Raw genomic sequence first — 21,706 nt, 5'->3', positions numbered from 1 at the left:
TATTCTCCTGGCTAATGACCGATACCCATGCCGCGCCCGAGGTCGCGGACCTGATCGAAGGAAATGGAGTTCGCGAGGTCGCGCGATAGGCTGCGCCCCATGTCGCGGCTGATCTCGAGGCCGAGTTCGCGGCTGCGCCCGCCGAGCACCGATTCAAGCTGGGCATCGCGTTCGAGGCTCTTCGCCATGCCCGCCATGCTCTGCGCGACACGCTTCGCGCCGCGTAGATCGCCGTCACGCACCAGCTCTTCGCGCTGGCGCTGCAATTGCTGCCAGCCCTCGACGAAGCGGTCGGCGCGTTGGAATGGGTCGATGCGGATTTCCGCCTCAAGCTGCATTGCCCGGAGCGCGGATTGTCCGCGCCCTTCGGCTGCCTCGCGGACAAGCTCGGGCTGGCGCTCGAAGGCGGCGCCAAGATCGGTGGAGGCGTGGGGCCGGATCGCGTCCAGCGACTCCTTGGCCCGGTCGAGCGCTATGCGCTGATGAGGCATCGCCTCAAGTCCCTGCGCATGGGTTTGCTGTACGGCGTCGAGCGCCCGCGCATAGCGCGCCACCGCGCTGCGCAGCCCGCCAGCGGAAGCGGGCTGCGGGCTGCGCGCGAGCCGGTCGCTCCGTTCCGGTTGGTGCGGCCGGGGCGCTGGCCGAAAGCTCGCGAACATGTCGCGCTTGCGCTGCGTTTCGGCCTTGGGCCGGAAATTGTCGAAGATCCCGCGCGTCGTCTCGGGGATGGCCTTGACGATCTCGGCAACCCGCTCGCGGAAGCTGATGCCGCGCCGCTCGGCGAAGTCTCGCGCCGGATCACGGCGCTCGTAATCGCTCGCCATATCCTTGGCGCGCTCGCGGGACAGGGTCTGGACAAGGCGCCCGTCGTCCTTGAAGTCATCGCGGCCATAGTGCAGCGCCATGCCCTCGCGATGGCGCGACATGCCGACATAAGCGCTGTGGCAATCCATGCCGGGGGTGGCGAGAACATGGGCGCGGTCCACGGTCATGCCCTGCGCCTTGTGGATCGTGGCGGCATAGCCATGATCGAAGTCGCGATAATCTTTGGTGTCGAATGCGATGCTGCGCCCGTCATCGGTGCGCACCGCCATGCTGCTTTCGCTCATACGCTCGATCGTGCCGAGCGTGCCGTTCTTCACCTCCAGGCTACGCTCGTTGCGCAGGAACATGATGCGGTCGCCGACGGCAAAATCCCGATCGCCGCGTTCGACCTTCACGCGCACATCGTCGCCAAGATCGCCCGATGCGCGCATCGCCTCGCGTGCGGCGTCGTTAAGCTCGCGCACCTCGGCATTGGTGTGGGTCAGAATGATCCGGCTGGCATCGGGGCTCGCCCGCCGGTCGCGATCCCAGCGATTGATCAGCTCGGCTCGCGCCGTCTCGCGTGTGTCAGCAGCATGAACCATGCTGCGCCCGGCATAGGCGTCGATCGCCTCACCTGTGCGGCCGGTGGCAAGGTGCCGGGTCGCATCCTGCTGCCAGCCTTCGTGCTGGCGGCGCACCTCGGTAATCTCGATGCCGCCGTGCCATTCGTGGATCGAGCGGAACGCCGCGCCCGCCTCGATCGCCTGCAATTGCTGCGGATCGCCGACCAGCACGACCTTCGCGCCGGCGTCGGCGGCATGGGACAAAACGCGTTCCATCTGCCGCGTGCCGACCATGCCCGCCTCGTCGATGACGAGCACGTCGCGAGCGGTGAGCAAATCGCGGCCTTGCGCCCAGCCATGTTCCAAGCTCGCGATGGTGCGCGACGCGATGCCCGAGCCATTCTCCAGGCCTTCGGCGGCAATGCCCGACAGCGCCGCACCGCGCACACGGAACCCGGCATCCTCCCACGCTTCGCGCGCGACCCCGAGCATCGCGCTCTTGCCGGTTCCGGCATAGCCGATAACGACGCTGAGACCCTGCTTGTCGGTCACATGGTCGAACGCCGCGCGCTGCTCGCCCGACAGCACAAGCCCGCCCGCCTCCGCGCGCGCCAGCGCGCCCTCCCGGTCGGCATCCGACGTGCGGTGCCGATCGCGTTCCGCCATCAGCTCGCTGGCGCGCTGCAACCGTTGCTCGGTCTCGATCATCTCGCGGCTGGTGAACCGATCTTCGCCGCGTCCGTCCTGGCCAAGCGCGATCAGGTCGGGTGAGCCGCGCACTGCGCTCATTGCCGCATTGAACTGCTCCTGTCCGTCCGAATGGCGATGCACGAACATCGCCATATCGCGCTGCGTGAATGTGGCCTGCTGGTGCGTGATGGCGTCCAGAGCGATGCCCGGATTGGCGATAATCCGCTCGCCGTTCTCGCGCGCAATCTCGCGGTGGATTTCTGCGCGGTCAGCAAGCTGTCCCTCGCGCTCCATGCGCTGCGCGGGGCCGCCGATCTTGTCTTGCGGTTCAAGCGCGATGCCCTGTGCTTCCAGCGACCGGTGATCGATGCGGGCATCGATGTCGAGTTCGGCCAGCCGTGCGTTGACATGGCTCTCCCAGCGTTCGCGCCACAGGCCGACAGTCGCGTGCTCGTTCCACTCGCGCACCTTCGCCCCGAACCCGTCTTCGCCCACCTCGCGCATCGTGAGCATGATATGGGCATGGGGTTTCGCCATGCCGTCGGCGCCGATGTCCCAATGGACATTGAGGTCGGCGATCATGCCGCGATCGACGAACTCGGATTGTACGAAGTCGCGGGCGAGATCGATGCCCTGTTCCCTCGTCATCTCGCGCGGAATGGCGAACTCGACCTCGCGGGCGAGCTGCGCATCCTTGCGCACCTCGATCGCCTCGACTTCGTTCCAAAGCGTTTCGCGGTCGGAGAAGCGGTCCGGCACACCTTCGGGCAGGAGGATTTCGCTATGCTCGACACCCGAGCGGGCACGGAAGTCATGATCGCGGTCGAGGCGCTCGTCGTGCAGGCGCTCGCCCGCGCGATAGGCGGCTGCGCCGACCGCGCTGCGGCCTGAAGTGCGCCCGATGACTTGCACGCTGAAATGGAAGATCGCCATAGCGATCGTTCAGTTACACTGCGAAGCGCACGTCGGCACGACGTATAAGCGCGCCCTTCTCGAATAAATTCTCGGGCGGGACTAGGCGGTGTCAGACTGTCCCGGCGACACTACTGCGCTGGCGCCGCGCTTCTTCTATCATGACAGAATCGTCACTCAATGGAGACTTTGCGATGCGAAAACCCCGCGATATCGATTCGGAACTGAAGGCACTCGAAGCAAAAGCAAAGGCCCTCAAGGAACGCCGCGTTCGCCAGCTTGGCGAACTCGTCATTGCAACGGGCGCCGACGCGCTCGATGCCGATATGTTCGCCGGCGCATTGCTCGGCGCCGTCGCGGCCAAGGATACAAGCGTGAAGGAGGGCTGGCGCAAGGCGGGCGCGCGCTTCTTTCAACGCTCGGCCCGCAAGCCTGCGCCGCGAGCTGGTCGCGATAACGAAGGCGCTGCGCCGGGCGATAACAATGCGCCATCGGCTTGAGGCGGCGAAGGCGCGAAGCGACATGCGCGACTGGCAGGTCAAGCGCCGCGAGCGGACGCGCAGGCTCATCGAACTCGGTGGACTCATCGTCAAAGCCGGGCTGGTCGAGCTGACCGACGATGACCGCGCGATGCTTTATGGCGCTTTCCTGTGGATGGCGAACAAGATCAGGAGCGATGGTGGCGCCGATGCTTCTGCGCTCTGGCGGCGGCGCGGCAAGCGGGCATTCGCTGCAGAGGCGTTGCCCGACGACCACCCCAATGCCATAGGCGCGCCATGACGCGGGAACTGACCGACACCATTCTCCGGGTGGTTGAGCGCGCGCCGCAATGGGTGCGGCGCGATCTCGACGCCAAAGACCCGGTCGCGCGCATTCGCGCCGAAGAATCGCTCGCAGCGATGATCGCCGATGCGCTTGATCAAAAGGCAGACGCCAAGGCCTGACGGCTATTTCGCGTGGCGCGTGACGGTCTTCTTGCGCCCGCCGCCGCGGCCTTTGGTGCCGAGCCCGATCTCTTTCGCGAGCGCGCGGCGCTTCTCGGCGTAGGCGGGCGCGACCATCGGATAGTCTTTCGGCAGATTCCATTTGGCGCGATAGTCGTCGGGCGTCATGTTGTAATGCGTCAGCAGGTAACGCCGCAGCATCTTGAGCTTCTTGCCGTCTTCGAGGCAGACGATGTAATCGGGCTTCACCGATGCGCGGATCGACACTGCCGGTTCCTGTTTAACTTCGAGCTCGTCGGCCTTGCCCAGTCCGGCGAGTGCATCGTGCACCGACTGGATGATCAGCGGCAGATCGGAAACTGCGACATTATTGTTGCTGACATGCGCCGCGACGATGTCTGCGGTCAGCGATACGAGCGCTTCGGCATCTTCCATTTTCATACTCCCTCGACCCGGCGGAATGAACCGCACTGTTGTTGGCTATCGACATGCACGCATCAGGGTTCTGCTTCAAGTATGGCGCGCGGCGACCTTTCGGCATCGCGCCAACGCGCGCTCGATGCGCTTTTCAACCGCCTTGCAGCTTATTCCGAGTTCGTCGGCAATGTCCCGGTAGGTCATGCCGCGTAGGCGGTGCATCAGGAAGATGCGCCGTGTCTTTCGCGACAGGGGGCGAAGCGCCCGCCAATAGGCGCGCCGCAGTTCCTTTCCCTCGAACCGCCGCTCCTGTTCGGGCGGCGTGGCAGCCTCTCGCTCCTCGTCCAGCGGATAGAGGATTCCGCGCCGCTTTTGCTGACGTATCCGGTTCAGCCATATGTTGCGCGCGACCGTCGCCAGATAGGCCCGGGGACATTCTAGCGTCGCGAACCTGCCGCTACCATAAAAGCGCATGAACGCTTCCTGCGTCAGATCGGCCGCCTCGTCGCGCCCGACCTTTCGCCGGAAAAAGCCATTCACCCGCGCATGTTCGGCCCGATAGAAGGCGTCGAAGGCGACCGCCGAAGCCGGCGCGGTCACGACCGCACCGCCTTCCGCTCGCGGTCATTCAGCGGTGCATCGCGCGAGGCGCGATAGAGGGTGATGCCCGCTTCAATGCGGTCGAGGATGAAGGTGTCGCGCTCGGCCTTGGCGACGCGGATGTCGGCCTTCGAATAGAGTTCGAGGCTGACAGCGCAGCGGTTGCCGAGTTCGCTGTCGATGACCTCGCGGGCGCGGGTCCAGCATTCGGCTTCCTTGAACAGCGGATGATTGACGACGATCCAGAATTCGTAATCGGAAAAGTTGATCGTCTCGTCGTCTTCATACCAAGTCTTCCGCGCATAGGGGCCGATCAGGACGATGCGGCGGATTTCGCCCGGCTGGGGCGCTTGCACGCGGGTGGGATCGAAGCAGGCGCGCAGGATGCGTGTGATCCGTTCGACCTCCTGCTGCTTGCGGCGGATCAGATGGCCGACGCGCGCCATCACGACTTCGCGCGCGTAAACGTCGTTCGCTTTGGGGGTATGCATGTTGAGCTCGCACAGCGGCGGTCCGCGCGTCATCGCGCGAATGTGCAAGCGGTGTCCGCTGCGTGCCGATCGAGCGGCGTACAGCAACTGCCCGACCCTCGGCCGGACCTGCATGATGCTGGCAGGATAATCCTCGGAGATGGCCGCCAGTCATTCCATCCCGTGCGCGGGATTATGCCAGAAGCGCGGAGTCCCGGCAAGCCGGGCGGACGACCGCGTTTATTCGCGCGCCGCCCTTTCGAGTTCGGCGATCCTGTCGGTGCAGACCTGATGGACGACGCGGCCGAGTTCTTCGACGCGCTCGCCGAGCCAGGTCAGTTCCTCTTCGCTGATCCGGTAGTGCTTGGAATAGCGGGCCTTGGTGTAGGCCTCCTTCAACTTCTGGAACATTGCACGTTCGCGGCGATTAGCTTCGGGCCAGATGCCATAGAGACGACGATCCAGCCCCTCGGCGAGCGAACGCAGGAATGCGATGTTGTGGTTGTACGGCGTGTAATAGGTCAGCGTCAGCAGTAGGCAGGCATAAAGACGCTCGGTGGTCTGGTGCATATCGAAGGCAGCGTCCTTCAAATACCCCTTGTCGATTCCAAACCGTGCAAATTCATACCGCTTCATCGCAGACGGGAATCCGTCCTCAAAATATTCTCTCGCGGTCGCCAAAGCTTGCTCCGAAGTCTTCGGTTTCGGCGTCGCCAATTCGCGGTCATCGGCCTCGTAAAGCGCGATGCCGTCCTTCGCGACCTCCATGAAGAAGACCCGGCCGTGCGCAAGCCCGTCGTTTACCTCGTGCAGCGAATGGACAATGAAGTTCACCGGCGTCCGCAGCGTCTTTTCGATTGTATAGGCGCGGATCAGCCGCTCTTCGGTTTTGGACCAATATGCGGCGCGGTCGGTCAGCTCTTTCTGGCTGACAATGACCAGTATATCATAATCGGATTTATACTGGTTGGCGGATGCCGGGGCATCGACCCAATCATCCCTCGCATAGCTGCCGAACAGGATGATCTTGAGGATGCGCGCGCCCTTGCGGCGTCCGGTCGCATTCTCGGTCGCGGCACCGAACTCGTCGAAGATGATTTCGACGATGCGCTCAAGCTCGCGCTGCTTGGCGGCGGGAAGATGATCGACGTCGGTTCGCATGGGCGCAGGAATCTTCGGGCAATGCCCGTCACTTGGCAAGAGCAGATTGCCCGGCGCTTTGCGCCGGGCAAAATGTGGAGGAACAGGTGACTCGAGGCGCTTCAGGTCGATTACAATACAATTTGAATTTGGGCGTTTTTGGACCTAGGCATAGAACAAAGGAAGGACGGCTTGCCGTCCAGTGGAGGGATTTGACGATGCTGCCAGAGCCAGGCAAAACAGCGCACGCGGCGCCGCTCCTCTTTCGACATGCAACCCCCCGCACGTCGTCGGCGGATCTTCCCGGTCACTACGATCCAGCCCGGCAGCTCTGGGTGATCGAGACCGAGGCCGGGCTCGTGCCGGTGATAGAAATGGCGGCGTCGACCGTTGTCGAGACCAACACCTCGACCCGCGTGCGCCAGGAAGGCGACGATCAAGATTACTCGAACATGACCGAACTGGCCGCGATCGCGCTCGCCGAGACGACGATCACATTGGTGCGGATGGAAGCCGACGATCAGGATGCGTCGACCGACCTTCGTAGCTTCGATGCTTTGCTCGACACCAGCACGTTGACCAAGGTCCGTCAGGAAAGTGCGGACGACGATCTGACCAGCGACGAGACACTGGGAATGCCGCGTCGCCCTCTCGACATGCTCGCCGAACTCGCAACCAAGACGGACGTGCAGCAGGAAAGCGATGATCAGATGAGCGCGGGCACGCTGGAACTCGAGACCCGGTCGTTCAACAATCAGGAGGGGATTGATGACGATTTTCCCGCCTTGCTGCTCGAACTCCAGACCAAAACCTCAGCCGATGTCGAGGGAGACGATGACGACTTTTCGATGATCCATTGATCGGATCGTCCTAGCCGTGATTCTGCTCGTCACCAACAAGCGCGACCTCACGACCGACTTCATCGTCGTCGAACTGCGGCGCCGGGGTCGCGCCTTTCATCGCCTCAACACCGAAAGCCTACCACAAGCGAAGGTCCGGTTCGATCCGCGCGCCGGGCATGGCTGGGAGATTGAGACGCCCGACCTCACCCTCCGCCTCGACGACGTCGGTGCGGCGTATTACCGTCAGCCCGGTGCACCCGAGCCAGTCGTGGCCAAGGATGAGGCCACAACCAAATACCTGACCGACGAATGGTCGGCGGTGACCAAGGCGCTGTGGAATGCGCTGGAAGGCCGGTGGCTGAGTTCGCCATTCGCGATCCTGCGCGCCGAGGATAAGCCACGTCAATTGACCCTCGCGTCGCAGCTGGGGCTGGGTGTCCCCGAGACGCTGATCTCGAACGACTTCGCGGCGGCCAGCTCGTTCGTCGCGGACGGCAACGTGATTGGCAAACCACTCCGCCATTCGCTTGTCGAACGTGGAGAGGCCGGCGAGGTGCTGTTCACCGCGCGGCTCGATCCACTCAACCCGATGGATCAGACGGCGGTGTCGCTCGCGCCGGTCATCTATCAGCGCGAGGTGCGCAAGGCCTTTGACATCCGAGCGACCGTGATCGGCGACCGCGTCTTTGCCGCGGCGATTCATTCGCAGGACCATGGTGAGACCGAGGTGGATTGGCGGTCGGGTACACGGCTCGACCTACGCCATGAGACGATCGAGCTGCCGGCCGCCATCGTCGACAAATGCCTGGCACTCACCAAACAACTCGACCTGCGCTACGGCGCGATTGACCTAATCGCCGACCAAGACGGGCAGTACTGGTTCCTTGAGATCAACCCCAATGGCCAGTGGGCCTGGATCCAGCGCCGCACCGGCTTGCCGCTCGCCGCCGCCATCGTCGATGAACTCGAAGCGATCATCCAATGATGACAGGGATCGCGGCGCGCGCCGCGCAAGCGAGGCAAGAGCTCGTCAAATGGCTTTTCGCGACCGGCCAGTTCTTCTGGCCGTGGCTCGAAGATCTGACACCCGCGCAAAAGAAGAAACTTGAGGACGATCTCACGCGCGACGAGGCGCGGATCGATGCGCTCGATTTCGGCAAGGATCCCGAGGCAGCTTTGGAAGAAGCGCGTCGCCTTGCCGACAGTGAGACGGAGCGCCGCCGCGGCACTGACCAAAAGGCCGCGACCTACCTGCCGCTGGTGGCCGCTTTGATCCCGCTCGTACTGACTTTGGTCAGCGCGTTGTGGGAGAAGAAGGCCGGCAGCGCACCGATTTGGCTCAACATGGTGTTACTCGGGCTGGCAGTCGCCTATACGGCAAGCGCGGGCCACTGGGCCTTCCGAGAGCTGAAGGTATCTGTGTCGCACGAACCGGGCCTATCCGATTTCGAGAAGGCTTGGGCGGTTCCGCACCCGAGACAAACGCTCGCGCGGCGGTTGCTGCTCCATACTCGCCGCAACAGCAAAGGGGTCAATTGGAAGGTCACCTGCATCAAGATGGCGCATGAATATTTGCTGCGCGCCTTCCTAACCTTCTCTTTGTTGCTGCTCGTAAATATCGGCTGGTATCTCGCCGGCCTGCTGATGAAGATTTGGTGGCCCGCCCACGACCAGATGCTGACGACTCCCACGCAAGCGATCGCCGCTGTTGCCGAGATCGACAATCTCGCTGCACAGCTCAAAACCAGCCCGGCCTGGATGGTGCTCGACAAGAACTGTCGGCGCCCAAAGGCCGCCCGCGCTCCGCTGATAGTCGCGTCCACAACCGTGGCGATGACGTCAAAAATTCCCGCAGTTTTGCAACCAGTCACCAATGACGCTGGCGTGGTCCAGGACATTCGCCTCGCGTGCGGAGGTACCGCGGTTGGTCGGATGCGGGTGTGGTACATTTCGAACCGGCTCACAAAGCTGCCGCGGTCTCCCGGGCTGCCGGATCCGTTGGCAGTCTCGGCGTCCGAAACCATAGTCTTCCTCAAAAAGTACTGGCCCCCAACCGACACCAAGGACGATCCGGCGAAATTTCCGCCAATACTATTCCAACAAGCTAATCTCCGCCGTGATTCTGATGGCCGACCGATCGTTCTAGTGATCACCAGAATAAGGCCGGGAGCCATCACACTCCCATAGCGAAGCCTCAACACCATTGACGCCGCTTATCAGGCGCGAGCTGAAGCACGGTCCGGCGTGAACGGGTTTGCGGCGTGATGTCAGTAATTTCCGCCGAACATTGTGCGCTGAATTCCGTCGAATGCGCTCAGACGCGCCGAAACTGTAGTTTCCGGGAGGCGCGGTTCGGCCAATCCTTGGCGCATGACCTCATGAAATGATCTTTTCGCAACCTAGGCGATCGCCGAAAGCGAAATGGTGCCGGCAATCGCTCCGCCCACTCGATTCGGCGCGCTCGCGCGGCCACAAAGGCAAGCGTCGGCTGCCCTGCGCGACACCAAATCCGTGGCTGGGACGGCATGGGAAAAAAATTGTGGCCCCGCCGTCAAACGACAGCGGACGCCAGGAAACGACAAGAGACGACACGCCACCCTGCGCAGCCTGAGACACCACGAAGAGACAGTTGTTCCCCGCGGCGGGATCACCAATTCTAGGCCCAAGGGAGCCCAGCCAACCCCAGCCGAAGGAGTAAACCCATGCCTGTGACCGAACGGATCATCCGCCTCCAGACCGTTCTCGCCCGTACCGGGCTCTCACGCTCGACGCTCTATCGCAAGATTGCCGACGGCACCTTTCCGGAGCAGGTGAAGATCAGCGTTCACGGCGCGGGATGGCACGAATCCGCGGTCAATCGTTGGATCGCAAATCCGCCTGCCTACCGCGCCGACAATGACAACCGGGACCCGGAAAATGAACCGGTATGAAAGGCGATGCGGCGCCTGGCTCGCGGTCGCTCGAAGCCGCGAACGACAATCCGTCCGTCCTCGAATCCACCGCCGTCGATGCGGCGCTAACGCGCATCGCCGAAGCCATCGGACGCCATATCGCACGGGAGCATATCGGTATCTGCAAAGCGGCGAATGACAATGAACCGATCTCGAAGAATCCGTCGGCCCCCAAGCGTTGAGGTTAGGGTAATTCCGCGCGAGACTGTCTAGTCCGGCCGGGCGGACTTCCAGTCCGCCCTTTGCAGAAGGACAATGCCATGATCCGCGCCGCGCTCTATGCCCGCTATTCGTCCGACCAACAGAATGCTGCATCGATCGCCGATCAGCTCCGTCTCTGCCGCGAGCGCGCGGAGCGTGAAGGCTGGGTGATCGCGGGGAGCTACGAAGACGCCGCCATATCGGGGGCGAGCGTGATCCTGCGACCGGGCATCCAATCGTTGCTTGCGGATGCCCAGGCGGGAAAGTTCGACATGGTGATCGCGGAAGCTCTCGACCGCGTATCGCGCGATCAGGCCGATGTCGCGACATTATACAAACATCTCCAGTTCGCGCGCGTGCCACTCGTTACCCTGGCCGAAGGCGAAATCTCCGAGCTGCATGTCGGGCTCAAGGGCACGATGAACGCGCTGTTCCTGAAAGACCTCGCCAAAAAGACCCATCGCGGGCTGCGCGGGCGGGTCGAGAAGGGTTTTTCCGCCGGGCCGAATGCCTATGGCTATCGCATCGTCCGGCGCCTCAACGGCGAGGGCGAGCTCGTGCGCGGCGAACGCGAGGTCGATCCGGCCGAAGCGCTTGTCGTCGAGCGCATCTTCCGCGAGTTCGCGAGTGGCAAAAGCCCGCGCGCCATCGCGCGCGATCTCAACGCCGATGGTATCCCCGGCCCGAAAGGCATCGCATGGCGCGATACCAGCATCCGGGGCGATGCGCGGCGCGGCACCGGCATCATCAACAACGAGCTGTACGTCGGCGTCCGCGTCTGGAACCACAAACATTATGTCAAAGACCCCGCGACGGGAAAGAGCGTCACGCGCCTGAATCCCGAATCCGAATGGATCAGGAAAGAGGTTCCCGAGCTGCGCATCGTCAGCGACGAGCTGTGGGCGGCGGTCAAGCGCCAACAGGAGGACATCGCCAGATGCTACGCGGCGGTCAAACAAGCGGCACAGGCGCGCACGCTGCATGCCAAGCGGCGCCCGGCCTATCTGCTCTCGGGACTGCTCGAATGCGGCGTCTGTGGTGGTCCTTATGCTGTCGTCGTCCAGGACCGCTACGGCTGCACCGGACATCACCGCAAGCGCACCTGCACCAATGGGCGGACAATCAAGCGCAAACTGCTCGAACGCCGTGCGCTCGCGGGCATGGTTGACCGGCTGGTGTCGCCCGACAAGATCGAGGCGGCGGTTGCCGCCTATGCCGCCCATATTAACCGCGAAAACCGCGAGCGACGTATCCAGGCGGATGCCGATGAGCGTGCGCTCGCCAAGATCGACCGTGCGGTTGCTGGCATCATGGCGGCGATCGAGGACGGGCTTTATCAGCCGTCGATGAAGGCGCGCATGGCCGAGCTTGAGCGCGAACGCAAGGAAATCACCGCGCGGCTCGCCGAAGTGCCGCCCGCCGTTCCCGACGTTCATCCCGGCATCGCCGAAATCTACAAGCGCAAGGTCGCAGCGCTCACCGATGTGCTCAGCGACCCCGACGCGCGGCTCGACGCCTCATCCGACATCCGGTCGCTCGTCGGCAAGATCGTCCTCCATCCCGGCGATAAGCGCGGCGAGATCGGCGCCACGCTCCACGGCTCGCTCATGGGCATCCTTGACTTCGCAAACGACAATCCGCAACCGGGCCAAAGCCGAGTTATAACATCGGTGCCCCCGGGTTCGCGGGGGCGGCGGTTCAATCTACGCAGGACAAACCTTATCCCGTAATCCCGCCCGCCGCGAGCACCGCAAGCGTGACGAGGTCCGACGCCGGCGACGACATGGTCGCGACCTGCACCGGCTTTTCCATGCCGACGAGCACCGGCCCGATCACCGCGCCGCTGCCGAGTTCGCGCAGCAGCTTGGCCGACAGATTCGCCGATTGCAGCCCGGGCATGACAAGGACGTTCGCCGGCCCCGACAGGCGGCAGAAGGGATAATTTCTCATCAGCCGTTCGTTGAGTGCGACGTCGGGCGCCATTTCGCCTTCATATTCGAATTCGGGCTGGCGATCGTCGAGGATGTGGACCGCCTCGCGGATATTGTCGAGCCACGACCCCGGTGGATTGCCGAAGGTCGAATAGGAGAGGAAGGCGACGCGCGGTTCGTGCCCCATGCGGCGCGCGACCAGCGCGGTGCGCTCGGCGATGTCGGCGAGCATTTCGGCGGTCGGCCGCTCGTTCACCGTCGTGTCGGCGATGAAGATCGTGTGCCGCTGCCCGACCCAGATATGCATGCCGAACGGCGTCTTGCCCTCGGCATGGTCGATCACGCGGCGCACCTCGCGCATCGTCTGCGCATAGGTGCGCGTGACCCCGGTGATCATCGCGTCGCCGAGCCCGAGCTTGAGCAGCAGCGAGCCGAAGATGTTGCGGTCGCGATTGACCATGCGCTCGCAGTCGCGGCGCAGATAGCCGCGGCGCTGGAGCCTTTTGTAGAGCATGTCGACCATCTCGGGCACATGCGGCGAATTGACGCTGTTATGCACCTCATAGCTTTCGGGGTCGGCGACCCCCAGGTCGCGCAGCTTGTCGTGCAGCCCCTCGCGCCCGACGAGCACGGGAATGCCGTAACCGCCCTCGCGGAACTGGATCGCCGCGCGCATCACCACTTCCTCCTCGCCCTCGGCAAAGACGACGCGCTTCGGATTCTTGCGCGCCGCTTCATAGGCGAGCGTCAGCACCGAGGTCGTCGGGTTGAGCCGCGCGCGCAGGCTCGTGCGATAGGCGTCGAGGTCGGCGATCGGTTTTTGCGCGACCCCCGATTCGCTTGCCGCCTGGGCGACCGCGGCGGGGACGATTTCCATCAGCCGCGGGTCGAAGGGCGAGGGGATGATATAGTCGGGGCCAAAGCTCGACGCGCGGCCCCCGTAAGCGGCGGCGACTTCTTCGGGCACCTGCTGGCGCGCGAGTTCGGCGATCGCATTGGCGGCGGCGATCTTCATCGCCTCGTTGATCGCGGTCGCGCGCACGTCGAGCGCACCCCTGAAGATGAAGGGGAAGCAGAGGACATTGTTCACCTGGTTCGGATAGTCCGAGCGGCCGGTGGCGATGATCGCATCGGGCCGCGCGGCGCGCGCGTCGGGCGGCGAGATTTCGGGATCGGGGTTCGCCATCGCAAAGATGATCGGCGCGGGCGCCATATGCTTGACCATCTCGGGCTTGAGTGCCCCCGCGGCCGACAGGCCCAGGAAGACGTCGGCGCCGACCAGCGCTTCGGTCAGGTCGCGCGCCTCGGTCGGCACCGCATGTGCCGACTTCCACTGGTCCATGCCCTCGGTGCGGCCCTGATAGATGGTGCCCTTGCGATCGCACATGATGACATGGTCGTGCGGCACGCCCATCGCCTTGATCAGCTCGGTGCAGGCGATCGCCGCGGCGCCCGCGCCATTGACCACGACCTTGATGTCTTCGAGCTTGCGCCCGGTCAGGTGGCAGGCGTTGATCAGCCCGGCGGCGGTGATGATCGCGGTGCCATGCTGGTCGTCATGGAACACCGGGATGTTCATCTTTTCCTTCAGCGCCGCCTCGATGATGAAGCAGTTGGGCGCGGCAATATCCTCCAGGTTGATGCCGCCGAAGCTCGGTTCGAGCAGCTCGACCGCGTCGATGAAGGCTTGCGGGTCCTCGGTCTTCACCTCGAGGTCGATCGAATCGACATCGGCGAAGCGCTTGAACAGCACCGCCTTGCCCTCCATCACCGGCTTCGAGGCGAGTGCGCCGAGATTGCCGAGCCCCAGGATCGCGGTGCCATTCGAGATCACGGCGACGAGATTGCCCTTGGCGGTATAGTCATAGGCGGCGGCGGGGTCGTCGGCGATCGCCTTCACCGGCACCGCGACGCCGGGTGAATAGGCGAGGCTGAGGTCGCGCTGCGTCGCCATCGGCTTCGAGGCGACGATCTCGATTTTCCCGGGACGGCCATAGCTGTGATAGAGAAGCGCTTCGCGATCCGAAAACTGCACCTTGCTGCCGCTGTCCATTCCTTATCCTCTCGATTGATTCACAAGATGCGCGCCCGAGCCTTTCCCCTAGCGCCGCCTCGTCAAAATGAAACCGCGAATGTTGGTCCCGATCTACCCGGCGAGACCGCCGTGCCGAATGTTTCGCGCAGAGGCCGCAGAGTGCGCAAAGAATTTGTTCACGCGGAGACGCGGAGGCGCGGAGGAAGTCGTTCCGGGCCGAACGGCCCTTTTCCTGCCACGGTCAAGCCTCACGCGAGGCGGGAGGAAAAGCCGCTTCGCGGCAAATGCTATCTCTCCGCGTCTCCGCGTGCACCCCATTTCCTTCTCTGCGATCTCTGCGCCTCTGCGCGCATTCTCTTACATGGCAGCTAAACCGTGATTGCTGACGTCGTCACCCCGGACTTGATCCGGGGTCCATTGGCGCGGCGCTGTTAGAATGGATTCCGGATCAAGTCCGGAATGACGAAGAAGAGGAAATGGCGCCGAACTGCCTCCCGGAAGCCGTCTTCGAACGCCATCTGACGACCACCGACGATGGTTGCCGACGCAGGGCTGCTGTGCGATGTAAATTTCATGGGGGAAATTCTTCGACGGATCGCCGGGGTGGCATTGTTATCGGCTTGCTTCTGCGCCGTTACCGCATGTGCGGAAGGATGGAAGGCGAGTGAGGCGGAGAGCCGTAATTGGCTTCCCGGCGCATATCCGCATCTCCAGCGCGTAATCGTGCTCTTGCGACTGTGCCAGCCAACCCGTTCAAATGGATATCAGACCATTTGGGTTGATGGCTCGAATGATGACGTGAAGCCTCGCTGCTTGTTGGGGAACGATGGTCAGATTGCGGAGATTCGCAATGAGTTACGGGAGGCGCGCCTTTTAGGTGTGAATTATTTGCCGAGCGGTGACTCTCGTGTCCCGGTGAGTTGGGCGGAGTTTATCCTGTTCAGGGAGGGCATTGCGGCGTCCGGCTCGATGACGTCCGTGAGATATGAGGCCACGCCTCAGCCCTGTGAAGCGACATCCGATGGGGACGAAAGCTTCCGTGTCCTGTATCGGCCGATCACGTCTGCACCTTGTCGATGGTTTTGGGTGCGTTCAGAAGGCTGACGTCGCTCCCCACCCCGACGCCTCCAATAACTTCCGCCGCCACCTTGCCATGCCGCCCCCAATCACTAAGCAGGGGGCGATGCCCGCCACCGCTCGAAAACCCGCGAACAGCAACGCCGCGCCCGCCGCCGCGACGCCGATGATGGCGCAATATTGGGCGCTCAAGGAAAAGGCGGGCGATTGCCTGCTCTTCTATCGCATGGGCGATTTTTTCGAGCTGTTCTTCGACGATGCCAAGGCGGCGGCTTCGACGCTCGACATCGCGCTGACCTCGCGCGGCGAGCATGGCGGGGCGCCGGTGCCGATGTGCGGCGTGCCCGTCCATTCGGCCGAATCCTATCTCGCGCGGCTGATCAAGGCGGGGCACCGCGTTGCGATCGCCGAGCAGGTCGAAACCCCGGCGGAGGCCAAGGCGCGCGGCGGGTCGAAGGCGCTCGTCGCGCGCGACATCGTGCGCTTCGTCACCGCGGGCACGCTCACCGAAGAGGCGCTGCTCGAAGGGCGCAGCGCGAACCGCCTCGCCGCGATCGCCGAAGTCGGAAGCGAGGGCAGCGTCGCGATCGCCGCCGCCGACATTTCGACCGGCCGGTTCGAGGTCGTCGCGGTCGCCCCGGCGCAGGTCGAGGCCGAGCTCGCGCGGCTCGCGCCGTCCGAGCTGCTGGTGAGCGACGCGGCGGCCGATCTCCCCGCATGGGGTGCGCGCCAGCTCGTGCGGCGCCCGGCGGCGGATTTTGCCAGCGAAGCCGGGCGAAAGCGGCTCGAGGCGCTGTTCGGGGTGCAGACGCTCGACGGTTTCGGCCAGTTCGGTCGCGGCGAATGCGCGGCGATGGGGGCGCTTGCCGCCTATCTCGACCATGTCGCGACCGGGCAGCCGATCTTCCTCCAGCCGCCGGTGCGCCTGTCGGCGTCGGACCGCATGGCGATCGACGCGGCGACGCGCGAAAGCCTCGAACTCGTCCGCACGATGGCCGGGACGCGCGAGGGCAGCCTGCTCGGCACCATCGACCGCACCGTCACCGCGGCGGGCGCGCGGCTGCTCGCCGACGATCTGGCGAGCCCGCTCACCGACCGCGCCGCGATCCTCGACCGGCTCGATCTCGTCGATGCGCTCGCGCGCGATGCGCTGTGGCGCGACGAATTGCGCGCCGACCTTCGCGCGCTGCCCGACGCCGGGCGCGCGCTCGGCCGGCTCGTCGCGGGGCGCGGCGGCCCGCGCGACCTCGCGCAGCTGCGCGACGCGCTCGGCGGGGCGCGGCTTTTGCGCGAGCGGCTCGCGCGGCGCGGCGACCTGCCGCCCTTGCTCGCGCGGCTGCTGCCCGGGCTCGACGGGCATGGCGCGCTCGTCGACGAGCTGACGCGCGCGCTGATCGAAACGCCGCCGGTCGATGCCGCGCAGGGCGGCTATATCGCCGAGGGTTATGATGCCGCGCTCGATGCGCTGCGCGAAACCGCGCGCGACGGGCGCAAGGCGATCGCCGCGCTCGAGGCGCAATATCGCGAGCGCACCGGAATCGCCTCCTTGAAGATCCGCCACAATGGCGTGCTCGGCTATCATGTCGAGGTGCCCGCTCGCCATGCCGACGCGCTGATGGCACCCGAATCGGGTTTCACCCATCGCCAGACGCTCGCGGGCGTCGTGCGCTTCAACTCGGCCGATCTCCACGAGGCGGCGAGCCGGGTGACGCAGGCGGGCGTCCACGCGCTCGCCGCCGAGGCGGCGCATCTCGAAGCGCTGACCGAACAGGCTACCCGGCGCCGCGAGGCGATCGCCGCGAGCTGCGATGTGCTGGCGCGGATCGACGTCGCCGCGGCGCTCGCCGACCATGCGATGAGCCACAATTGGTGCCGTCCCGATCTCGCCGACGAACCGTGCCTCGACGTGACGGGCGGCCGGCACCCGGTGGTCGAGGCGGCGCTGGCGAAATCGGGCGAGCGCTTCGTCCCCAACGACGTGTCGCTGTCGGAGGCCGACCGGCTGTGGCTCGTCACCGGCCCCAATATGGGCGGCAAATCGACCTTTCTGCGGCAGAATGCACTGATCGTCGTGCTCGCGCAGGCGGGCGCCTTCGTGCCCGCGAGCGCGGCGAGGCTCGGGCTCGTCGACCGGCTGTTCAGCCGCGTCGGGGCGAGCGACAATCTTGCGCGCGGGCGCTCGACCTTCATGGTCGAAATGGTCGAGACCGCCGCGATTCTCGCGCAGGCGACGCCGGCGAGCTTCGTGATACTCGACGAGGTCGGGCGCGGCACCTCGACCTACGACGGGCTCGCGCTCGCCTGGTCGGTGGTCGAGGCGGTGCATGAGGTCAACCGCTGCCGCTGCCTGTTCGCGACCCATTATCACGAACTCACCCGCCTCGCCGAGACATTGGAGGCGCTGTCGCTCCACCATGTCCGCGCGCGCGAGTGGCAGGGCGATCTGGTGCTGCTCCACGAGGTTGCCGAAGGCCCGGCCGACCGCAGCTATGGCCTTGCGGTCGCGCGGCTCGCGGGGGTGCCCGCCGGCGTCGTCAAGCGCGCCGAGGCGGTGCTCGCGAAGCTCGAAGCGGGGCGTCAGGCGACCGGCGGGCTCGCGGCGGGGCTCGACGACCTGCCGCTCTTCGCCGCGACGCTCGCCGAAGCGCCGGCGGAAAAGACCGATGCGCTGCGCGCGGCGCTGGCGGATATCGACCCCGACGCGCTCGCGCCGCGCGAGGCGCTCGATGCGCTGTATCGGCTGAAGCAGATACTGGCGGAGGGGGGATAGAGATCGTGGAGATTCGGCCCGGATCATGGAACAAGCCGTGTGCTCCCGCGAAGGCGGGAGCCCATCTCCTGCCCGTGCAAAATGGCGCCCACCGGAGATGGGTCCCCGCCTTCGCGGGGACACACGGCTTTCTCATGAGAGGGGCAACGACCCCGTCATCTGAGCCCGGGCGTGCGGGCAGTCAGGGGGCATATCGCGGATGAGCGAGCTGTTCGCCCATCTCGAAGGCCGCCGTGCGATCATCGACCGGCGTGCGATTGCCGAGCGGCTCGAGGCGATTGCCGCCGAGACGCGCGACGCCGGCAAGCGCCGCCGCGCGCTCGTCGACGAACTCAGGGCCGCGCTCGAAGCGGGGCGCGCCGAGGTTGCGCGCCGGCTGATCGTGCAGCCCTCGTCGGGGCGGCTCGCGGCGCAGGCGACCGCCTTCCTGATCGACCAGATCGTCCGCCTTTCCTATGATTTCACCGTCGATCATCTCTATCCCGCGAACAATCGCTCGGCGGGCGAGCGCATCACGGTGATTGCGGTCGGCGGCTATGGCCGCGCCGAAATGGCGCCGTTCAGCGACGTCGATATCGGCTTCCTCACTCCGTTCAAGCAGACGAGCTGGACCGAACAGGTGATCGAGGCGCAGCTCTATACTTTGTGGGACCTCGGGCTGAAGGTCGGCCATTCGTCGCGCTCCCTGGACGAGATGGTGCGCGCGGCCAAGGACGATCTTACTATCACCACCGCGCTGCTCGAAGGCCGCTTCGTCTGGGGCGACCGCGACCTCTATGACCAGGCGGCGGCGCGCTTCGATGCCGAGGTCGTTGCGGGCAATGCGCGCCATTTCGTCGCCGAAAAGCTCGCCGAGCGCGACGAGCGGCACAAAAGGATGGGCGATTCGCGCTATGTCGTCGAACCCAATGTGAAGGAAGGGAAGGGCGGTCTGCGCGACCTCCACACGCTGTTCTGGATCGGCAAGTTCATCCACCGCGTGCGCACCGTTCCCGAGCTCGTCGATGCGGGGCTGCTCACCGCGAAGGAGCTCAGGCAATTTTCGCGCGCCGAAAATTTCCTGCTCGCGGTGCGCTGCCACCTCCATATCCTCGCGGGACGTGCCGAGGACCGGCTGACCTTCGATTTCCAGCGCGAGATCGCGGCGCGGATGCAGTTCGCCGACCGGCCGGGGAAGAGCCCGGTCGAGCGTTTCATGCAGCTCTATTTTCTCCACGCCAAGAGCGTCGGCGACCTGACCGGCACCTTCCTCGCGCATCTCGACGAACAGATGGCGGCGCGCGGGCGGCGCTTCCTGCCCACGATCCGGCGCCGGCCGGGGAAGCTCAATGGCTTCGTTCTCGACCGCGGCCGCCTCGCCCTGCCGTCGGACGATTTCTTCGAGGCTGACCCGGTGCGGTTGCTCGAAATCTTTGCGCTCGCCGACAAATATGGGCTCGAAATCCATCCGCAGGCGATGCGCCAGGCGCGCCACGATGCGAAGCTGATCGACGGAAAAATACGGCGAATCGCGCGCGCGAACGAATTGTTCCTCGACGTGCTCACCAGCCCGCGCGATCCCGAAACGGTGCTGCGCTGGATGAACGAAGCCGGGGTTTTCGGCCGCTTCGTGCCCGATTTCGGCCGTGTCGTCGCGCAGATGCAGTTCGACATGTATCACCATTATACAGTCGACGAACACACGATCCGCGCCATCGGCCTCCTCTCCGACATCGAGCAGAACCGGCTCAAGGAGGATCACCCGCTGTCGACCGCGATCATGGACCAGATCCAGTCGCGGCGCGTCATCTATGTCGCGGTGCTGCTCCACGACATCGCCAAGGGGCGCGGCGGCGATCATAGCGTGCTCGGCGCCGAACTCGCGCTGCGCGTCTGCCCGCGGCTGGGGCTGAGCGAGGCCGAGACCGAGACGGTGTCGTGGCTCGTGCGCTATCACCTCCTCATGTCGGCGACCGCGTTCAAGCGCGATCTCGCCGATTTCAAGACGATCCTCGACTTCGCGCAGGTCGTGCAGAGCCCCGAGCGCCTGCGGCTGCTGCTCGTGCTCACCGTCGTCGACATCCGCGCGGTCGGTCCCGGCGTATGGAACAGCTGGAAGCGCCAACTGCTCACCGAACTCTACGATGCTGCCGAAGAAGTCCTCCGCCTCGGTCACAAGCAGCGCGGGCGCGAGGTGCGGATCGCGAGCAAGAAAGAGGAAGCGCAGGCGCTGCTCCGGATGGAGGGCAAGGATTTCGAAAAGCTCGCGAAGCGCCTCCCCGAAAGCTACTGGATCGCCGAGCCGGTCGAGGTGATCGCGGCGAACATGCTGCACATCCAGCAGGCCGGAAACGCGCCGCTGCACATCGCCGCGGTGCCCGACGACGATCGCGGCGCGACCTTGGTGATGGTGCTCGCCGCCGATCACCCCGGGCTTTTCTATCGAATCGCGGGCGGCATCCACCTTGCCGGCGGCAACATCATCGACGCGCGTATCCACACCACGCGCGACGGCCTCGCGCTCGACAATTTCCTGGTTCAGGACCCGCTGGGCCGCCCCTTCGCCGAGGCCGGGCAGATCGTGCGGCTGACCCGCGCGATCGAGGATGCCCTCGCCAACCGGCAGAAATTGCTGCCGAAGCTCGAAGCGCGCGCGCTGCCGCGCACCCGCGCCGAGGCGTTTCGGGTGGCGCCGAACGTGTTCGTCGACAACAAGGCTTCGAACCGGTTCACGGTGATCGAGGTCAATGCCCAGGATCGCCCGGCGCTGTTGAACCAGCTCGCCTATGCGCTCTTCCAGTCGAAAGTGACGGTGCATTCGGCGCATGTCGCGACCTATGGCGAGCGCGCGGTCGATACTTTCTATGTCACCGACCTGATCGGCGACAAGATCGACGGCGGCGCGCGGGTGAAAAGCCTTGAAAAACGACTGCTCGAGGCAGCGGGCAGCAGCAGCGAGGACGCGGTTGCGGCGTGAATCGCCGAACTGTTGCACCATTCGTCGCTGAAAGGCCACTCTTTGTCGCGCCCCTGTCTCGGCAAAGAAACATGCTGCCGGCGCCGAGGGTTTGAATCGCGTTCGCCCGTCCGGGCGGATTTGACAAGGGAGTGAACCCATGCGTTTCCAGCCCTTCATGCTCGTCGGCGCCGCCGCGCTGCTGCTTTCGGCTTGTTCGAACAATGAGGAGGTCGCCGCCGCGCCGCCGCCCCCGCCGCCTGGCGCCATTCCGGGGAGTGTGGCCGCCGATCGCGACGGCGACGGGATCATCGACGGCTATTACACCGCCGACGGCATCTATCACCCGAACGTGCAGCCCGCGCCGCCGCCGCCGCCGCCGGCCCCGACGCAGGTCGGAGAGAAGGGCTGACCGCGCGCG

Annotated in this window: 18 protein-coding genes; 12 read left to right on the top strand and 6 right to left on the bottom strand. The window is 64.9% G+C overall.

The features are described from left to right. Positions 1-11: 11 nt before the first annotated feature. Positions 12-2,993 (bottom strand): Ti-type conjugative transfer relaxase TraA, encoded by a 2,982-nt coding sequence (gene traA / locus CHB69_RS10710; RefSeq protein WP_089216008.1) that lies wholly within the window; start codon positions 2,991-2,993, stop codon positions 12-14. 173 nt (positions 2,994-3,166) lie between these two features. On the opposite strand from traA, the gene CHB69_RS10705 reads away from it, so the two are divergent. Genes CHB69_RS10705 through CHB69_RS20110 form a run of 3 tightly spaced genes read left to right on the top strand, consistent with a single transcriptional unit; the run spans position 3,167 to position 3,916 of the window. Further along, a complete protein-coding gene (locus tag CHB69_RS10705) occupies positions 3,167-3,472 on the top strand; it encodes a conjugal transfer protein TraD (protein ID WP_089216007.1) in 306 nt (101 codons plus the stop codon). Between the two features lie 22 nt (positions 3,473-3,494). Next, the gene (locus CHB69_RS10700) at positions 3,495-3,752 is read left to right on the top strand and encodes a conjugal transfer protein TraD (protein WP_089216124.1); all 258 of its coding nucleotides are present in this window, start codon (positions 3,495-3,497) and stop codon (positions 3,750-3,752) included. Continuing rightward, complete coding sequence (locus tag CHB69_RS20110; protein ID WP_170935517.1) at positions 3,749-3,916, top strand: DUF6771 family protein; 168 nt, start codon at positions 3,749-3,751, stop codon at positions 3,914-3,916. Before CHB69_RS10700 ends, CHB69_RS20110 begins: the two co-directional genes overlap by 4 nt. 3 nt (positions 3,917-3,919) lie before the next feature. On the opposite strand, the gene CHB69_RS10695 is transcribed toward CHB69_RS20110, so the two are convergent. From CHB69_RS10695 to CHB69_RS10680, 4 genes are all read right to left on the bottom strand, one after another. Beyond that, positions 3,920-4,351 carry a Ros/MucR family transcriptional regulator gene (locus tag CHB69_RS10695; protein ID WP_089216006.1) on the bottom strand — a complete coding sequence of 144 codons (432 nt, stop codon included), beginning with the start codon at positions 4,349-4,351 and terminating at the stop codon, positions 3,920-3,922. Between the two features lie 75 nt (positions 4,352-4,426). Next, entirely contained in the window at positions 4,427-4,933 is a 507-nt protein-coding gene (locus tag CHB69_RS10690) for an RNA polymerase sigma factor (RefSeq protein ID WP_089216005.1), read from the bottom strand. Further along, the gene (locus tag CHB69_RS10685) at positions 4,930-5,457 is read right to left on the bottom strand and encodes a hypothetical protein (RefSeq protein ID WP_245836710.1); all 528 of its coding nucleotides are present in this window, start codon (positions 5,455-5,457) and stop codon (positions 4,930-4,932) included. Before CHB69_RS10685 ends, CHB69_RS10690 begins: the two co-directional genes overlap by 4 nt. Positions 5,458-5,643: 186 nt before the next feature. Then, a complete protein-coding gene (locus CHB69_RS10680) occupies positions 5,644-6,564 on the bottom strand; it encodes a HEPN domain-containing protein (protein ID WP_089216004.1) in 921 nt (306 codons plus the stop codon). A 191-nt stretch (positions 6,565-6,755) separates the two neighbouring features. On the opposite strand from CHB69_RS10680, the gene CHB69_RS10675 reads away from it, so the two are divergent. The 6 genes from CHB69_RS10675 to CHB69_RS10650 all read left to right on the top strand — a co-directional run bounded on the left by CHB69_RS10675 (position 6,756) and on the right by CHB69_RS10650 (position 12,267). After that, positions 6,756-7,403, top strand: coding sequence for a hypothetical protein (locus tag CHB69_RS10675; RefSeq protein ID WP_141133964.1), 648 nt, complete (start codon positions 6,756-6,758; stop codon positions 7,401-7,403). Positions 7,404-7,419: 16 nt separating this feature from the next. Further along, positions 7,420-8,370: an MvdC/MvdD family ATP grasp protein gene (locus CHB69_RS10670; RefSeq protein WP_089216002.1), complete on the top strand. Its 951-nt coding sequence runs from the start codon at positions 7,420-7,422 to the stop codon at positions 8,368-8,370. After that, positions 8,367-9,572, top strand: coding sequence for a hypothetical protein (locus CHB69_RS10665; RefSeq protein ID WP_089216001.1), 1,206 nt, complete (start codon positions 8,367-8,369; stop codon positions 9,570-9,572). Before CHB69_RS10670 ends, CHB69_RS10665 begins: the two co-directional genes overlap by 4 nt. A gap of 515 nt (positions 9,573-10,087) precedes the next feature. Further along, positions 10,088-10,315: a helix-turn-helix transcriptional regulator gene (locus CHB69_RS10660; protein WP_089216000.1), complete on the top strand. Its 228-nt coding sequence runs from the start codon at positions 10,088-10,090 to the stop codon at positions 10,313-10,315. Further along, a complete protein-coding gene (locus CHB69_RS10655; protein WP_089215999.1) occupies positions 10,312-10,518 on the top strand; it encodes a hypothetical protein in 207 nt (68 codons plus the stop codon). Before CHB69_RS10660 ends, CHB69_RS10655 begins: the two co-directional genes overlap by 4 nt. Positions 10,519-10,596: 78 nt before the next feature. Further along, positions 10,597-12,267 carry a recombinase family protein gene (locus tag CHB69_RS10650; protein ID WP_089215998.1) on the top strand — a complete coding sequence of 557 codons (1,671 nt, stop codon included), beginning with the start codon at positions 10,597-10,599 and terminating at the stop codon, positions 12,265-12,267. Here the strand turns inward: CHB69_RS10650 and CHB69_RS10645 are convergent. Beyond that, positions 12,257-14,521: an NADP-dependent malic enzyme gene (locus CHB69_RS10645; RefSeq protein WP_089215997.1), complete on the bottom strand. Its 2,265-nt coding sequence runs from the start codon at positions 14,519-14,521 to the stop codon at positions 12,257-12,259. The two genes, CHB69_RS10650 and CHB69_RS10645, sit on opposite strands and share 11 nt — an antisense overlap. A 1,165-nt stretch (positions 14,522-15,686) precedes the next feature. Here CHB69_RS10645 and mutS point away from each other — a divergent pair. The 3 genes from mutS to CHB69_RS10630 all read left to right on the top strand — a co-directional run bounded on the left by mutS (position 15,687) and on the right by CHB69_RS10630 (position 21,697). Continuing rightward, a complete protein-coding gene (mutS, locus tag CHB69_RS10640) occupies positions 15,687-18,350 on the top strand; it encodes a DNA mismatch repair protein MutS (protein WP_089215996.1) in 2,664 nt (887 codons plus the stop codon). A 199-nt stretch (positions 18,351-18,549) separates the two neighbouring features. Next, positions 18,550-21,306 carry a [protein-PII] uridylyltransferase gene (locus CHB69_RS10635; protein ID WP_089215995.1) on the top strand — a complete coding sequence of 919 codons (2,757 nt, stop codon included), beginning with the start codon at positions 18,550-18,552 and terminating at the stop codon, positions 21,304-21,306. Between the two features lie 139 nt (positions 21,307-21,445). Then, on the top strand, positions 21,446-21,697 hold the full coding sequence (locus CHB69_RS10630) for a hypothetical protein (RefSeq protein ID WP_089215994.1): 252 nt from the start codon (positions 21,446-21,448) through the stop codon (positions 21,695-21,697). Positions 21,698-21,706: the final 9 nt, after the last annotated feature.

The organism is Sphingopyxis indica, from assembly GCF_900188185.1.
In the GTDB taxonomy this organism is placed as follows: Bacteria; Pseudomonadota; Alphaproteobacteria; order Sphingomonadales; family Sphingomonadaceae; genus Sphingopyxis; species Sphingopyxis indica.
This window is presented reverse-complemented; position numbering and strand designations above follow the sequence as displayed.

What these genes read in the sequence shown, in the direction of transcription:
- CHB69_RS10635 (WP_089215995.1), top strand. Translation starts at nt 18,550, where the DNA reads ATGAGCGAGCTGTTCGCCCATCTCGAAGGCCGCCGTGCGATCATCGAC.
- CHB69_RS10700 (WP_089216124.1), top strand. Translation starts at nt 3,495, where the DNA reads ATGCGCGACTGGCAGGTCAAGCGCCGCGAGCGGACGCGCAGGCTCATC.
- CHB69_RS10655 (WP_089215999.1), top strand. Translation starts at nt 10,312, where the DNA reads ATGAAAGGCGATGCGGCGCCTGGCTCGCGGTCGCTCGAAGCCGCGAAC.
- CHB69_RS10680 (WP_089216004.1), bottom strand. Translation starts at nt 6,564, where the DNA reads ATGCGAACCGACGTCGATCATCTTCCCGCCGCCAAGCAGCGCGAGCTT.
- CHB69_RS10685 (WP_245836710.1), bottom strand. Translation starts at nt 5,457, where the DNA reads ATGACGCGCGGACCGCCGCTGTGCGAGCTCAACATGCATACCCCCAAA.
- CHB69_RS20110 (WP_170935517.1), top strand. Translation starts at nt 3,749, where the DNA reads ATGACGCGGGAACTGACCGACACCATTCTCCGGGTGGTTGAGCGCGCG.
- mutS (WP_089215996.1), top strand. Translation starts at nt 15,687, where the DNA reads ATGCCCGCCACCGCTCGAAAACCCGCGAACAGCAACGCCGCGCCCGCC.
- traA (WP_089216008.1), bottom strand. Translation starts at nt 2,993, where the DNA reads ATGGCGATCTTCCATTTCAGCGTGCAAGTCATCGGGCGCACTTCAGGC.
- CHB69_RS10650 (WP_089215998.1), top strand. Translation starts at nt 10,597, where the DNA reads ATGATCCGCGCCGCGCTCTATGCCCGCTATTCGTCCGACCAACAGAAT.
- CHB69_RS10665 (WP_089216001.1), top strand. Translation starts at nt 8,367, where the DNA reads ATGATGACAGGGATCGCGGCGCGCGCCGCGCAAGCGAGGCAAGAGCTC.
- CHB69_RS10630 (WP_089215994.1), top strand. Translation starts at nt 21,446, where the DNA reads ATGCGTTTCCAGCCCTTCATGCTCGTCGGCGCCGCCGCGCTGCTGCTT.
- CHB69_RS10645 (WP_089215997.1), bottom strand. Translation starts at nt 14,521, where the DNA reads ATGGACAGCGGCAGCAAGGTGCAGTTTTCGGATCGCGAAGCGCTTCTC.
- CHB69_RS10695 (WP_089216006.1), bottom strand. Translation starts at nt 4,351, where the DNA reads ATGGAAGATGCCGAAGCGCTCGTATCGCTGACCGCAGACATCGTCGCG.
- CHB69_RS10660 (WP_089216000.1), top strand. Translation starts at nt 10,088, where the DNA reads ATGCCTGTGACCGAACGGATCATCCGCCTCCAGACCGTTCTCGCCCGT.
- CHB69_RS10705 (WP_089216007.1), top strand. Translation starts at nt 3,167, where the DNA reads ATGCGAAAACCCCGCGATATCGATTCGGAACTGAAGGCACTCGAAGCA.